Below are 14,525 nucleotides of genomic sequence, written 5' to 3' on the forward strand. Positions count from 1 at the left end.
TTAGCGTTCCAGTATCCAGGTGTCTTTGGTGCCGCCGCCTTGCGACGAGTTCACCACCAGCGAGCCTTCCTGCAACGCCACCCGGGTCAAGCCGCCGGGCACCATCGAAATGGTCTTACCCGACAGCACGAACGGACGCAGGTCGATATGGCGCGGCGCGATGCCGTTCTCGACATAGGTGGGGCAGGCCGACAACGCCAGCGTCGGCTGGGCGATGTAGCCGTCCGGCTTGGCCAGCAGGCGCTGGCGGAAGTCCTCGATCTGCGCCTTGGTCGATGCCGGGCCCACCAGCATGCCGTAGCCGCCGGCGCCGTGCACCTCCTTGACCACCAGCTCGCCCAGATTGGCCAGGGTATAAGCCAAATCTTCCTTTTTGCGGCACTGGTAGGTCGGCACGTTGTTCAGCACCGGCTCCTCGGACAGGTAAAACTTGATCATCTCCGGCACGAACGGATAGATGGACTTGTCGTCCGCCACGCCGGTGCCGATGGCGTTTGCCAGGGTTACGCGGCCGGCGCGGTAGACCGACAGCAGGCCCGGCACGCCGAGCGAGGAATCCGGACGGAATGCCAGCGGATCGAGGAAATCGTCGTCCAGGCGGCGATAAATCACATCGACGCGCTTCGGCCCGCGCGTCGTGCGCATGAATACGGTGTTGTCGCTGACGAACAAATCCTTGCCCTCGACCAGTTCCACGCCCATTTGCTGGGCCAGGAATGCGTGCTCGAAATAGGCCGAGTTGTACATGCCCGGCGTCATCACAACCACCGTTGGATCGTTGATGCCCATCGGCGCGACCGAGCGAAGGTTGTCGAGCAGCATGTCCGGATAATGGTCGACCGGGGCGACTTTATTGCGTGCGAACAGTTCCGGGAACAGCCGCATCATCATTTTGCGGTCTTCCAGCATGTAGGAAACACCCGACGGCACGCGCAGATTGTCTTCCAACACGTAAAACTCGCCTTCGCCGGCGCGCACGATGTCGACCCCGGCAATGTGGGCATAAATATCGGAGGCGACGTTGATGCCTTGCATCTCGGGCCGGTATTGGGCGTTTTTGTAGATCTGCTCGGCGGGAATCAGGCCGGCTTTGATGATGTTTTGATCATGATAAATATCATGAATGAACATGTTGAGCGCTTTAACCCGCTGAACCAGGCCGGCTTCCATCTTTTTCCACTCGGCGGCGGGGATGATGCGCGGGATCGTATCGAAGGGGATGAGCCGCTCGGTGCCGGCGTCGTCGCCGTACACGGCGAACGTGATACCGACGCGGCGGAAGGTCAAATCGGCCTCCGCCCGCTTGCGCTCAATGGTTTCGGCCGACTGGCGCTGAAGCCAGCCGCAAAACTCGCGGTAGTGTTCGCGTACCTCTGCGCTGGCGTGGTGGGCCAGGCCGTCAGCGGTCATTTCATTGAAAAATTTTGCCATATCGAACGTTCCTCTGTGAGTGCCTTGATCTTCTATCAAGAAGTGTGCCAGAGGAAATGCCCGATATTGGTGCGTTTACACTATTGGGATAGATACACAACTGATGATCACGACGCAAAACGCCAAGGCACGCTACGAAGCATACCTTGGCGCAGGGAATTGTGTTGGACAGAATGCAATCGTGCTGTCCCCTCAACAATTACAGGTTGCCGCTGCCCGAGCCGGTGCTGCCATAGCCGGAGCCGGCCTGGCTGCCATAGCCGGGATCGCTCTGCAGGCTGGCGCTGCCGGTGCCCATTACGCTGCCGCTGGCGGTGCGGGTGCCGGGGGCGGCTTGCTGGGTGCCGTAGAAATTGTGCAGCTGGGTGCTGAACTCGGCGCTTGCCATGTCTGGCCAGTTATCCTTGTCGAAGCCGGGAGCGTTCTTCAGGTGGTCTTTCGACACGTCCAGCAGGAAGCGCTTGTTGACGGTGTCCAGTTGCAGCGCTTCCCAAGGCACGGCGAACAGCTTGTCGCCCATGCCCAGCCAGCCGCCGAACGACAGCACGGCGTAGGCGACTTTGCCTTGGCGCATGTCGAGCATGATTTCCTTGATATCGCCCAGGTCTTCTTCCTGGCGGTTGTAGACATCTTCGCCGATCAGCGTGTCTGCGCCCATCAGGCGTGGGCCAGGGCCGCTGTTGACGTCGAGTTCATTGTCGCGGTCGGTGTAAATGCCATAGGTGTCGCGGTCTAAGTAGCTCATGATGGTCTCCAGGTGGTTTAACAAATCCCGTCATTCATACCGCGGGAACAAGGCTCATCATGCGTCCAACGCGACAGTAGAGATATAGGTGCGCGTGCGGTGTCGATGTAGGACGGGGATGAGTTACTGGAGAACATAGCTAGCGGGAAGTCAGTCGCAAGCCATCTAGCGCGAACGGGGCCGGATCGCCGCGCAGCGCGCCGGCCAGCAGCTTGGCCGTGCCGCAGGCAAAGGTGAAGCCGAGCGCACCGTGGCCCACGTTGAGCCACAGGTTGCCGTAGCGCGTGGCGCCGATGATGGGCGCGCCGCCCGGTGTGGCTGGTCGCAGGCCGGCCCATGTTTCAACGCTGTCGTAGTCGGCCGCGCAAGGCATGGCTTCCTTTGCCAGCCGCATCAGGCCCCGTACCCGCCGCTGATCGATGTCCAGCCTGGCGCCGACGAGGTCGACCATGGCGGCGACCCGCAGGCGGCCGCCGATGCGGGCGTACAGCACTTTGCGCTCGAAGTCGGTCACGCTAATTTCCGGCGCCAGGTCGACCGCGCGTATCGGCGCCGTCAGGCTGTAGCCCTTCAGCGGATACAGCGGCAAATAGATGCCGGCGCGGCCGGCCAGGTCACGGCTGTCGATGCCGGCCGCCAGCACATAGTGGTCGCCGGCTATGCGTCCGGTGGACGTGTCGAGCCCGCTAATGCGGCCGTTGTCGACCAGCAGCGCGTGCACGTCGGCATGCGTGACACCAAGAAAATTCGGATGCGCACGCAGGCGCAGCTCGAGCGCCAGGCAAAAGGCGTGGCAGTCGGCCACCGCCTCGCCGGGGTTGAAGATGCCGCCCGCCAGCACATCGTGCATGGCCGCCAGGGACGGCTCACGGGCAAGCGTGGCAGCCGGCGACAAAATTTCGGCGTCGGCGGCCGCCAGCGCGGCCGCGCGGTCGAACAACGCGCGGCTGCGATACACGATTAGCTTGCCCGCGTCGCGCCAGGCGAACGCGGACGGCGGCAGCAGCGGCGACAATTCGGCCATCGCATTGCGGCTCAGTTCGCCAAGTTGCAGCAAGGTGGCCGTGGTGCGGCGGTTGATGTCGGCATTGCAATGGCCCAGGAACTGCAGGAACCAGCGCCATTGGCGCAAGTCCGCCTCCGGACGCAGTCGCAGCGGCCCGTCCCGCTCGAATAGCCATTGCAGCGCCTTGAGCGGCACGCCGGCGTCGGCCAGCGGGGATACATAGCGATAGCTGAGCTGGCCGCCGTTGCGGTAACTGGCCATGCTGCCGACTTGTGGTTCGCGCTCGACCAGGCGCACCTGGAAGCCGGCTTCGGCCAGCCACCAGGCCGACGCCAGCCCGACCACGCCGCCGCCGACGACGACGATCTCGCTCATCGTTTGTCTCCCGATGACAACAACATTGTTTTGATGGCCGGCGTACAGCAAAGACGATAAATAGCCGATGCAGCACAGCATACTGTGGCCCGCGCAGCGCTGCCAATGAATAGCGGCGTTGGCGCCATAACCTTTAGGAATGCGCGCACGGCAACCTTTCATGCCTCAAGCACGTGTTTGGCGATTACACTGGCAGCATCGAACCCATCGAGGCATGACGATGCTCAGAACCGAAATTCCCAGCCTGGAACATGCCGGCCTGGACCAGTATCCGGTGCCCGACCTGGTTGAGACGCTGATCGCCGACCAGTTCAACGCGCTGGCGGCGGTGCGTCGGGCGGCCGCGCAGATCTGCGTCGTCGTCGAGGCGGCCGTGCCCCGCATCGCCGCCGGCGGACGCCTGATTTATGTCGGCGCCGGCACCTCGGGCCGGCTTGGCGTGCTAGACGGCGTCGAGCTCCACCCCACCTTTTCCTGGCCGCACGAGCGCGCATTGTCCCTGCTGGCCGGCGGCAAGGGCGCCATGTTCCAGGCGGTCGAGGGCGCCGAGGACGACGCCGGCCAGGGCGCCGCCGACCTCGCCGCGCTGGGCCCCGGCCCGAACGACGTGGTCCTGCTGCTGGCCGCCTCGGGCGCCACGCCCTACGTGCTGGGCGCGCTCGACGCCGCCCGCGAGAGCGAGGCGCTGACCGTCGGCATCGCCAACAATGCCGGCGCGCCATTGGTGCTGCGGGCCGCGATCGGCATCACGCTCGACACCGGCCCCGAAGTGATCTCCGGCAGCACCCGGCTCAAGGCCGGCACCTCGCAGAAGATCGTGCTCAACACGATTTCCAGCGCCATCATGGTTCGGCTAAACAAGGTCTACGGCAATTTGATGGTGGACATGAAGCCAAGCAACGCCAAGCTGGTGCAACGCGCCGTCGCGCTGACGATGCACGCCACCGGCGCCGACGAGGCCGGCGCCCGCGCAGCCCTGGAACAGTGCGGCTTTCACGTGAAAGTCGCCATCGTCGCCTTGCTCAAGCAGCGATCGATACCGCAGGCCCAGGCCTTGCTCGACCGCAGCGCGGGCAGTGTGCGCGCCGCACTCCTGCTACAGTAGCGCGAAGACGCGTTATTGAAAGAGGAAACATGCGGTTACGGCATATAGAAGTATTCCACGCGATCATGCAGGTTGGCACCATCAGCGGCGCAGCGCAGGTGCTGCACATTTCCCAGCCAGCCGTCACCAAAGTGCTACAGCATTGCGAACTGCAACTGGGCATGCCGCTGTTCGAGCGGGTACGCGGCAAGCTGTATCCCAAGCCCGAGGCGCACCGTCTGTTTGCCGAGACCGAAAAGCTGCACCATGAGCTGCAGGGCATCCGCCGGCTTGCCGCCAGCCTCAAAAGCCGCACCGTGGAAACCATCCGCCTGGTGGCCACGCCGACCATTGCCGTCAGCGTGTTGCCGCAGGCGATGAGCGCCTGGCGCCGCGCCTTCGCGGAGACCCGCTGCGAACTGGCGACCCACCACACCAGCGAGATCATCAACACGCTGCGGCTCGGCGAGGCCGATCTCGGCCTGTCGCTGCAGGACCCGCGCCATCCCGGCATCATTGCCGAGCCTATCGCGCAAGGGGTCATGACGGTGATCGCGCCGCCGGGCAGCTGGTCGGCGGCAGAAGAGGGCGAACCGTTGTCGGCCGCAGGTCTGAAAGGCGAGCTGATCGGCTTTACCGACAACGATCCGCTGGGAGCCCAGGTGGATGCCGCCTTCGAAGCGCAGGGCATCGCGCCCTCCATCCATACCGTGGTGCAAACCTATCAGATCGCCCGATCGCTGGTGGAGGCGGGCGCCGGCATGGCCGTGGTCGATCCTTTCACCGCCGCTTCGGGACGCGGGCGGCTGCAGAGCCGACCCTGGGCGCCGGTGATTTCCATCCCGCTGTATCTCTTGACGCCGGCGCACGCACCGTTATCGCACGGCGCCCGCCAACTGGCCGTCAGCATCGAGGCTGCCGCGCGGGCGTTGCTCGAATAGACTTTATTATTTACTTCGTGGCAAAAATGATACAAGTGCCATTCCACAAATTCAGCTCGGCTGTCATCCTCCTCCTGCGCCGCTCACTTTATGACTAAAAGTTATAACCTCAAAAGCTATTTTCATTGGATGGCGACAAAGTCGAGCGGCTAATCTGGGTTGGCGGGACAGCGCGGCGCAACGACGCCGGCGACCGCCACACTCGATGGAATCGCAGCTACATCAAAGGGAGAGGCCGTGAAGGTTAAGAAACTGGCGCACATGATTGCGCTGATAGGTGTTGTGGCGCCGGCGTCGGGACCGGTGTGGGCGCAAAGCGGCGAACCGGGCATGCAACGGGTCGAAATCACCGGCAGCAGCATCAAGCGCGTCGCCAAGGAGGGCGCGTTGCCTGTGCAGGTGATCAACTACGACACCATCGAAAAGCAAGGCATCACCAGCACCGAACAGTTGATCCGCACCTTGTCGGCCAACGGCACCGGCGCCGACAATATGACCTCCGGTAACAACGTGTTCGGCGCGGACGCCGACCGCGTCAGCGGCGGCGCCTCGTACGCGTCGTTGCGCGGACTCGGCCCCAACAGCACGCTGGTGCTGCTCAACGGCCGCCGCATCGCCACCTACGGCGCCAGCGGCAAGTCGGTCGACCTGAACGCGATTCCGCTCGGCGCCATCGCCCGCGTCGAGATCCTCAAGGATGGCGCCTCGGCCATCTACGGCACCGACGCCATCGGCGGCGTCATCAACTTCATCCTGCGCACCGACTATCGCGGCCTGGAAGCGTCCTACACCGGCAACTTCACCGAAGAGGGCGGCGGCGCCAAGCGCCGGCTGTCGCTGCTCGGCGGCACAGGCTCGCTGCAAACCGACGGCTACAACGTGATGGGCAGCGTTACCTACGACAACGACGAGAAGCTGAGCTCGCGCGAGCGTTCGTTCGCCAACGGCTTCCAGCCGGCGCGCGGCTTGTCGCCGGACACCACCGGCACGCCGTTCGCCAACCAGTTGAACGGCCCGGGCACCGCGCTTGGCGCCGGCTTCAAGATGCCAGGCGACAGCACCACCTATCTGCAGGCCAATCCGCTCAGCTTCCAGGGCAAGTGCGACACCATCCCCGGCATGTCGCAGTACCAGACGGCGCTGTGGAAAGACGTCACCGCAGCCAGTCGCAGCACCTATTCGTGCGCCTACGATTACGGCGCCGACTACATCATCAGCTTCCCGGTCGAGCGCCTGAACGCGGTCTCGCGCGGCACCTTGCAGATCAGCCCGGACCACAAGGTCTTCGTCGAGGCCTTGTACGGCCACACCAAGGCCAACTCGGAGCTGACGCCGGTGCAGATATCGGCCACCGTGGCCAACGGCGGCGTTTATCCGGTCGGCGGCGCCTATTATCAGGATCTGTCGGCGTTCATCCCTACCTTCGACAAGACCAAGCCGATCTCGTACAAATGGCGGGCCAACGACTGGGGCTACCGCAAACAGGAGAACGTCACCGACAACACGCGCCTGCTGCTTGGCGCGGAAGGCGTGCTGCTGGGCAAATGGGACTACCGCGCCGGCCTGTCCCATGGCGAGAGCAAGACCAAGACGCGCCTGCTGGACGGCTACGGCTACACCAGCAAGATCTATGCTGCGCTGGCAACCGGCCTGATTAATCCGTGGCTGGCGCCCGGCCAGACGCAGACCGCCGAAGCGATCTCGCTGATCGATTCGACCCGCTATCGCGGCCCGCTGCAGCACGGCAAAACCAAACTGACGCAGATCGACGGCAACCTCTCCGGCGAAGTGTTGCAGCTGCCGGCCGGGGCGATGTCGATGGCGGTCGGCTTCGACCTGCGGCGCGAAGGCTACAGCTTCGCGCAGGATGTCGACGCCACGCAAATCCTGCTCGCGCCCGGCAACGGGTCACTGAACGAGGCCACGCGCGACATCAAGGCTTTTTACACGGAGCTACTGGTGCCCGTGACCAGGGAACTGGAAGTGCAACTGGCCGTGCGGCGCGACCACTACAGCGTTTTCGGCGACACCACGAACCCCAAGGTCTCGTTCCGCTACCAGCCCAACAGTTCGGTGCTGTTCCGTGGCTCGGCCAACAAGGGCTTCCTGGCGCCGAGCTTTACACAATTGTATTCCGGCAGTCTGCTGCAGGAGCTGCCGAACGGGATCATCGACCCGATCGGCTGTCCTGCCCATCCCGGCGACCCGGCCTACTGCGCCATTCCGCGCCTGGAATATCTGACCGGCGGCAATACACGGTTGAAGCCGGAAACTTCCAAACAGGGCAGCCTTGGGGTGGTATTCGAGCCGGTCAAGGGCTATTCGGCGTCGCTGGACTATTGGGCCATCAACACGCTCAACCGCATTCTGAACCGCACGCCGCAGGTGGTGCTGGCCAACGCGGCGGCATTGTCCGAGAACATCGTCCGCAATCCAGACGGGACCATCGCCTATGTGCAGGCCGGCTGGATCAACGCGGCCGGCGCCAAGACGCGCGGCGCCGACCTGAGCCTGCGCGGCGAAGGCAAGATCAGCAACTACAACTGGAACTTCAGCCTCGACGGGACCTACACCAACAGCTTCAAGTTCGCCGAGTTCGAGGGACAGGAGTACAAGGAGTTTGTGGGCAACTTCTACACCCGTGACTTGTATCTGCGCTGGAAGCACAACGCCAGCATCAGCCTGTCCAAGGGCGACTGGAGCGCCATGCTGATTCAAAACTACAGCACCGGCTACAAGGACCAGTTGCCGAACGGCGGCAAGTCGGCGCCGCCGCCGGGCTTCAATCCGAACGTCAAGGCTTACACCAAATACGACCTGTCGGCCACCTACAGCGGCATCCGCAATACCACGATCACGGTCGGCATCCAGAACATCCTCGACACCGATCCGCCGTTCACGGCGCACAATGTCGACGAAGTGGTGGGCGCCGGCTGGGACCCGCGTGTCGCCGATCCGCGCGGGCGCTCGCTCAGCGTTTTGCTCAAGTACAAGTTCTTGTAATGCCGGCAGGATTCAGCCGGCGACACTTTGGCAACCTGCTGGCCGCCGCCGCGCTGGGTACGAGCGCGGCGGTCCAGGCGGCCGCGCCGTCGTCCAGCCGGAGGAAAACCATGCGTCTGATCAAACCCGCCAGATTGCAGCCGGGCGACCTGGTCGGCATCATTGCGCCAAGCGGGCATACCAGCGACGAAGCGCTGGCGAAAGCGGTCGAGAATATCGAATCGCTGGGCTTGCGCGCGCGGCTGGGCAACAATGTCCACTATGTCTACGGCAACTACGCGGGTACGGTCCAGCAACGGCTGGACGATCTGCACGGCATGTTTCTCGATCCCGAGATCAAGGCGGTGTGGGCCATACGCGGCGGTTCCGGTTGTATCTCGCTGCTTGAGCACATCGACTATCGGCTGATACGCGCCCATCCGAAGGTGCTGATCGGCTACTCGGACATTACCTGCTTGCACCTGGCCTTCCTCAAGCATGCCGGGCTGGTGACGTTTCACGGACCCGTGGCCTCGTCCACGTTCTCGGAGTATGCCGTGACCCACCTGCGCAACGTGCTGATGACGCCGCACGACAACTACACGATCGCCATGTCGGCGGAAAACGCCGTGGCGGGCGAGGAACATGCCAACTACAAGATACGGACGATTCATGCGGGCGTGGCCACCGGCCGGCTAATTGGCGGCAATCTATCACTGTTCAGCGCGCTGACCGGGACGCCGTACGCGGCCGACTTCAGCAACGCCATCCTGTATCTGGAAGACGTCAACGAGGAGCCATACCGCATCGACCGGATGATGACGCAGTTGCAGCTGAGCCAAGGCTACCGAAACGCCGCCGCCGTAATGTTGGGCATCTTCGAACATTGCGAAGGGATAGACGGCGAAAACGCGCTGTCGCTGGACGAAACGGTCGACCAGCACCTGCTGCCGCTGACACGTCCGGCCGTTGCCGGCTATTCCTTCGGCCATATTCGTCATCAGTTCACGCTGCCGGTCGGCGTTCGCGCCCGGCTCGACACGGCGCAGCAGACGCTGACGTTGCTGGAGCCGGGCGTCGTCTAGCCGAGGCGGAATGGTACACTGCCGCCTTTCTCCCAAGCACCACTAGACAGTATGGAATCATCCCCAAGCAAGCAATCCGCCCCGACCGAACTGCGCGCCTACGCGCTGCGTTGCCTGCTGGAGGGCGACCCGACCAAAAAGGTCGCTGCGGTCGCCGCGATGGCCGCCGCTTGCGCCGCCGGTCTGTGCGCGCCGGATCCCGCCGCCGTTCTGCAGGCCACGGCCGCCATTCCCGGCCGTCCGCAAAAGCCCGATCTGGTGCCGCCGCGCGAAGTGGGGCGCCGCTCGATGAACACGCTCGAGGGCCGCGCCATGCTGATCCACGCGCTGGCGCACATCGAATTCAATGCCATCAACCTCGCGCTCGATGCGCTGTGGCGTTTTCCGGACTTGCCGATGGGCTACTACACCGACTGGTTGCGCGTTGCCGACGAGGAAGCGTTGCATTTTTCGTTGCTGGTTGCTCACTTGGGTGCGCTGGGTCACACATACGGTGATTTCGCCGCGCACGACAGCCTGTGGGAGATGGTCGAGAGGACCACCGGCGACGTTCTGGCCCGCATGGCGCTGGTGCCCAGAACCCTGGAAGCACGCGGGCTGGACGCCAATCCGCCGCTGCGCGCCAAGCTCGCCCAGGCCGGCGATATGGCTGCCGCGCACATCCTCGATATCATCCTGCGCGACGAGATCGGCCACGTTGAAATCGGCAACCGCTGGTACCGGTATTTGTGCGACAAAGACGGCCTCGAGCCGGGTGCTGCCTATGCCGATCTGGCCCAGCGTTACCGGGCGCCAGCGCTGCGCGGACCCTTCAATATCGCGGCCCGTTTGCAGGCCGGATTTACCGAGGAAGAAGTGCGCGCACTGTAGGTTCAACCGTGCGAATGTCCGCTGGTTAATGCGTTTACTATTGGAATGACCTCATCAGGGCCACGAGCCACTGGTGAGCCCAATCCAAATCCAGCCAACAGGACGTGAACACAATGGACGACCTTAGCCAAGTAAAAATATCCCGGCGCGACGTGCTGATCGCAGGCGCCTTGACGGCAACCTCAGCGGCCGTACCCTCGGTCTCAACCGCGCAAAACACGGCAGGCGCGGCCACCAGCAACGCCGCGCCGCCGGTGTTGGCCAAAGTCTCGCTTCAGGTCAATGGTGAAGTGCGCAAGCTCGAAGTCGATACCCGCACCACCTTGCTCGACGTGCTGCGCGAAAACCTGCATCTGACCGGCACCAAAAAAGGGTGCGACCACGGCCAGTGCGGCGCCTGCACGGTGATCGTCGACGGCCGCCGTATCAATTCCTGCCTGACACTTGCCGTAATGCATGAAGGCGCCAAGGTCACCACGATCGAGGGACTGGGCACGCCCGGCAAGCTGCATCCGATGCAGGCCGCGTTCGTCAAACATGATGGTTATCAGTGCGGCTACTGTACTCCGGGACAAATCTGTTCGGCCGTGTCCGCGATCGAGGAGATCAAGCAAGGCATTCCGAGCCACGTCAGCCCGGACCTGACCGCGCGACCGCTGCTCAACGCCACCGAGCTGCGCGAACGCATGAGCGGCAACATTTGCCGCTGCGGCGCCTATTCCAACATCATCGACGCGATCAGTGAAGTCGCCGGGAGCGCTGCATGAGAGCCTTTACTTATCAGCGCGCGCAGTCGCCGGCCGAAGCGGCCGCCATCGCCGCGCGCACACCGAACGCCAAGTTCATCGCCGGCGGCACCAATCTGCTGGACCTGATGAAGCTGGAAATTGAAACGCCGGCCCACCTGATCGACGTCAACGGCGTCGGCCTCGACAAGATCGAGGGCACGCCGCAGGGTGGCGTCCGCATCGGCGCCATGGTCCGCAACACCGATCTGGCCGCCGACGAGCGCATTCGCCGCGACTACGGTGTGCTGTCGCGCGCCTTGCTGTCCGGCGCCTCGGCGCAGTTGCGCAACAAGGCCACCACAGCCGGTAACTTGCTGCAGCGTACGCGTTGCCCATACTTCTACGATACCAACCAGCCATGCAACAAGCGCACGCCGGGCAGCGGCTGTTCGGCCATCGCCGGCCATAGCCGCAACCACGCCATTGTCGGCGTCAGCGACGAGTGCATCGCCACGCATCCGAGCGATATGGCTGTCGCCATGCAATTGCTGGACGCGGTGGTCGAGACCGTCCGTCCCGATGGCTCGACCCGCGCCATTCCCATGGCCGAGTTCCACCGCTTGCCGGGCAAGACCCCGCATATCGAGACCACGCTGCTACCGGGCGAGATGATCACCGCCGTGACCTTGCCCAAGCCGCTGGGCGGCAAACACTATTACCGCAAGGTACGCGACCGTTCGTCGTACGCCTTCGCGCTGATTTCCGTGGCGGCCGTGGTGCTGCCGGACGGCACCGGCAGGGTTGCGCTGGGCGGCGTCGCCCACAAGCCCTGGCGCATGCCCGGCGCCGACGACAGCCTGCCGCGCGGCGGCAAGGCCGTGGCCGCCCAGTTGCTGGCCGGCGCCAAGACCACCCAAGAGAACGCCTTTAAGATCACCCTGGTTCAGCGCACGATAGAGTCTGTGCTGGCGGAAGCGAAGAAAGCCTGACGCCATGAAATTCACCACTCCAGCCACCACCAATCCGATCGACCAGCTTAAAGTCATCGGCAAGCCTCTCGATCGTATCGACGGCCCGCTCAAGACCACCGGCACCGCGCCTTACGCCTACGAACAGCACGAGGTCGCGCCCAACGCCGCCTATGGCTACGTGGTCGGCGCAGCCATCGCGAAGGGACGCATCGTCTCGATGGACCTGGCGGCCGCCAAACGCGCGCCCGGCGTCATCGCCATCGTCACGGCCGACAACGCCGGCAAACTGGGCAAAGGCAAGATGAACACCGCCAAATTGCTCGGCGGACCGGAAATCCAGCACTATCACCAAGCGGTCGCGCTGGTGGTTGCGGACACCTTCGAACAGGCCCGCGCCGCCGCGCAACTGGTGCAGGTCAAGTACGCCGCCGCCAAGGGCGCCTACGACCTGGCCAAGGAAAAGGACAAGGGCGTGCCGCACAAGGACAAGGAGAACGCCGATTCCAAGGTTGGCGACTTCGCCAGCGCCTTCGCCTCGGCGCCGGTGCGTCTCGACGCCACCTACACCACGCCCGACCAGTCGCACGCGATGATGGAGCCGCACGCGTCCATCGCAAAATGGGACGGCGACAAGGTCACCGTCTGGACCTCGAACCAGATGATCGCCTGGGGCCAGGGCGACGTCGCCAAGACGCTCGGCATCCCCAAGGAAAAAGTGCGGCTGGTGTCGCCGTACATCGGTGGCGGCTTCGGCGGCAAGTTGTTCGTGCGCGCCGAGGCGGTTCTTGCCGCACTGGGGGCCAAGGCGGCCAACCGTCCGGTCAAGGTCACCCTGCAGCGGCCGCTGATGATGAACAACACGACGCACCGGCCGGCGACGATCCAGCGCATCCGTATCGGCGCCAGCAGGGAGGGCAAGATCACTGCGATCGGTCACGAAAGCTGGTCCGGCGACCTGCCGGAAGGCCAACCGGAAACAGCGGTCAACCAGACCAAGCTGCTGTACGCTGGCGCCAACCGCATGACCAAGATGCGCCTGTCGATTCTCGACCTGCCAGAGGGCAACGCGATGCGTGCGCCAGGCGAGGCGCCGGGCTTGATGGCGCTGGAAATCGCCGTCGACGAGCTGGCGGAAAAGCTGAAGATGGACCCGGTGACGTTCCGCATCATCAACGACATCACCCACGATCCAGCCCAGCGGGACCGCAAGTTTTCGCAACGGCGGCTGGTTGAATGCCTGCGCAGCGGCGCCGAGAAGTTCGGCTGGAGCGCGCGTAGCGTTGAGCCGGGCAAGGTGCGCGACGGCCGCTGGCTGGTCGGCATGGGCGTCGCCGCAGCTTTCCGTAACAACATCGTGATGAAGTCGGGCGCGCGGGTGCGCCTCGACAGCAAAGGCATCGTCACCGTCGAGACCGACATGACCGATATCGGCACCGGCACTTACACCATCATCGCCCAGACCGCCGCCGAAATGATGGGTCTGTCCATCGACAAGGTGGTGGTCAAGCTGGGCGACTCCGATTTTCCGGTCTCGGCCGGCTCGGGCGGGCAGTGGGGCGCCAACAGCTCGACGGCTGGCGTCTACGCCGCCTGCGTCAAGTTGCGCGAGGCGATCGCGCAGAAAGCCGGCCTGAACGCGGCCGAGGCCGAATTCACCGGTGGCTCGGTGCGTGCCGGCGGCAAGTCGGTGACCTTGCAGCAAGCCGCGCAGGATGGCGAAATCGTTGCCGAGGACACCATGGAATATGGCGATCTGGACAAGAAGTTCCAGCAATCGACGTTCGGCGCGCACTTCGTCGAAGTGGCTGTGGACGCCTACACCGGCGAAACACGCATCCGCCGCATGCTGGCGGTGTGCGCGGCGGGACGCATCCTCAATCCCAAGTCGGCGCGCAGCCAGGTGATCGGCGCGATGACGATGGGCGCCGGCGCGGCGTTGATGGAGCACTTGGTGGTCGATAAGCGCGGCGGCTTCTTCGTCAACCACGATCTGGCCGGGTACGAGGTGCCGGTGCATGCTGACATTCCGCATCAGGAAGTGGTTTTCCTGGAGGAGACCGATCCGATCTCCTCGCCGATGAAGGCCAAGGGCGTCGGGGAGCTGGGTATTTGCGGCGTCGGCGCGGCCATTGCGAATGCCGTGTACAACGCCACCGGCGTGCGCGTGCGCGACTATCCGATCACGCTCGACAAGCTGATCGAGAAGCTGCCGCTCACCGCGTAACGTGTCCGCAAGACAATAGATCGGGGCCGTACCGCAAGGATACGGCTCCGATATCGATTACAATGGACGCTTCTCAACACTGA

General features: G+C 63.9%; 11 protein-coding genes. 8 read left to right on the forward strand and 3 right to left on the reverse strand.

Annotation, left to right across the window (positions count from 1 at the left end; translation table 11 throughout):
• From ACZ0BA_RS07870 to ACZ0BA_RS07880, 3 genes are all read right to left on the reverse strand, one after another.
• Positions 1 to 1,431, reverse strand: coding sequence for a circularly permuted type 2 ATP-grasp protein (locus ACZ0BA_RS07870; RefSeq protein WP_463450764.1), 1,431 nt, complete (start codon positions 1,429 to 1,431; stop codon positions 1 to 3).
• A 199-nt stretch (positions 1,432 to 1,630) separates the two neighbouring features.
• Complete coding sequence (locus ACZ0BA_RS07875) at positions 1,631 to 2,176, reverse strand: PRC-barrel domain-containing protein (RefSeq protein ID WP_463450765.1); 546 nt, start codon at positions 2,174 to 2,176, stop codon at positions 1,631 to 1,633.
• A gap of 139 nt (positions 2,177 to 2,315) precedes the next feature.
• The gene (locus ACZ0BA_RS07880; protein WP_463450766.1) at positions 2,316 to 3,557 is read right to left on the reverse strand and encodes a D-amino acid dehydrogenase; all 1,242 of its coding nucleotides are present in this window, start codon (positions 3,555 to 3,557) and stop codon (positions 2,316 to 2,318) included.
• Between the two features lie 220 nt (positions 3,558 to 3,777).
• Between ACZ0BA_RS07880 and ACZ0BA_RS07885 the strand changes: the two genes are divergently transcribed.
• From ACZ0BA_RS07885 to paoC, 8 genes are all read left to right on the forward strand, one after another.
• Complete coding sequence (locus tag ACZ0BA_RS07885) at positions 3,778 to 4,662, forward strand: N-acetylmuramic acid 6-phosphate etherase (RefSeq protein ID WP_463450767.1); 885 nt, start codon at positions 3,778 to 3,780, stop codon at positions 4,660 to 4,662.
• A gap of 29 nt (positions 4,663 to 4,691) precedes the next feature.
• Positions 4,692 to 5,582, forward strand: coding sequence for a LysR family transcriptional regulator (locus ACZ0BA_RS07890; RefSeq protein ID WP_463450768.1), 891 nt, complete (start codon positions 4,692 to 4,694; stop codon positions 5,580 to 5,582).
• A gap of 237 nt (positions 5,583 to 5,819) precedes the next feature.
• Positions 5,820 to 8,585, forward strand: coding sequence for a TonB-dependent receptor (locus tag ACZ0BA_RS07895; RefSeq protein WP_463450769.1), 2,766 nt, complete (start codon positions 5,820 to 5,822; stop codon positions 8,583 to 8,585).
• Positions 8,585 to 9,649 carry a S66 peptidase family protein gene (locus ACZ0BA_RS07900; RefSeq protein WP_463450770.1) on the forward strand — a complete coding sequence of 355 codons (1,065 nt, stop codon included), beginning with the start codon at positions 8,585 to 8,587 and terminating at the stop codon, positions 9,647 to 9,649. Before ACZ0BA_RS07895 ends, ACZ0BA_RS07900 begins: the two co-directional genes overlap by 1 nt.
• Before the next feature lie 51 nt (positions 9,650 to 9,700).
• Positions 9,701 to 10,519 (forward strand): ferritin-like domain-containing protein, encoded by an 819-nt coding sequence (locus ACZ0BA_RS07905; RefSeq protein WP_463450771.1) that lies wholly within the window; start codon positions 9,701 to 9,703, stop codon positions 10,517 to 10,519.
• A gap of 113 nt (positions 10,520 to 10,632) precedes the next feature.
• A complete protein-coding gene (gene paoA / locus ACZ0BA_RS07910; RefSeq protein ID WP_463450772.1) occupies positions 10,633 to 11,286 on the forward strand; it encodes an aldehyde dehydrogenase iron-sulfur subunit PaoA in 654 nt (217 codons plus the stop codon).
• Positions 11,283 to 12,236 carry an FAD binding domain-containing protein gene (locus tag ACZ0BA_RS07915; RefSeq protein WP_463450773.1) on the forward strand — a complete coding sequence of 318 codons (954 nt, stop codon included), beginning with the start codon at positions 11,283 to 11,285 and terminating at the stop codon, positions 12,234 to 12,236. The genes paoA and ACZ0BA_RS07915 overlap by 4 nt, the downstream gene beginning before the upstream one ends.
• Before the next feature lie 4 nt (positions 12,237 to 12,240).
• The gene (gene paoC, locus ACZ0BA_RS07920; RefSeq protein ID WP_463450774.1) at positions 12,241 to 14,442 is read left to right on the forward strand and encodes an aldehyde oxidoreductase molybdenum-binding subunit PaoC; all 2,202 of its coding nucleotides are present in this window, start codon (positions 12,241 to 12,243) and stop codon (positions 14,440 to 14,442) included.
• Positions 14,443 to 14,525: the final 83 nt, after the last annotated feature.

The sequence above is a fragment of the Duganella sp. AC917 genome, from assembly GCF_979258245.1.

Coding starts and splice junctions, on each gene's coding strand:
- ACZ0BA_RS07870 (WP_463450764.1), bottom strand. CDS start 1,431: ATGGCAAAATTTTTCAATGAAATGACCGCTGACGGCCTGGCCCACCAC.
- ACZ0BA_RS07875 (WP_463450765.1), bottom strand. CDS start 2,176: ATGAGCTACTTAGACCGCGACACCTATGGCATTTACACCGACCGCGAC.
- ACZ0BA_RS07880 (WP_463450766.1), bottom strand. CDS start 3,557: ATGAGCGAGATCGTCGTCGTCGGCGGCGGCGTGGTCGGGCTGGCGTCG.
- ACZ0BA_RS07885 (WP_463450767.1), top strand. CDS start 3,778: ATGCTCAGAACCGAAATTCCCAGCCTGGAACATGCCGGCCTGGACCAG.
- ACZ0BA_RS07890 (WP_463450768.1), top strand. CDS start 4,692: ATGCGGTTACGGCATATAGAAGTATTCCACGCGATCATGCAGGTTGGC.
- ACZ0BA_RS07900 (WP_463450770.1), top strand. CDS start 8,585: ATGCCGGCAGGATTCAGCCGGCGACACTTTGGCAACCTGCTGGCCGCC.
- ACZ0BA_RS07905 (WP_463450771.1), top strand. CDS start 9,701: ATGGAATCATCCCCAAGCAAGCAATCCGCCCCGACCGAACTGCGCGCC.
- paoA (WP_463450772.1), top strand. CDS start 10,633: ATGGACGACCTTAGCCAAGTAAAAATATCCCGGCGCGACGTGCTGATC.
- ACZ0BA_RS07915 (WP_463450773.1), top strand. CDS start 11,283: ATGAGAGCCTTTACTTATCAGCGCGCGCAGTCGCCGGCCGAAGCGGCC.
- paoC (WP_463450774.1), top strand. CDS start 12,241: ATGAAATTCACCACTCCAGCCACCACCAATCCGATCGACCAGCTTAAA.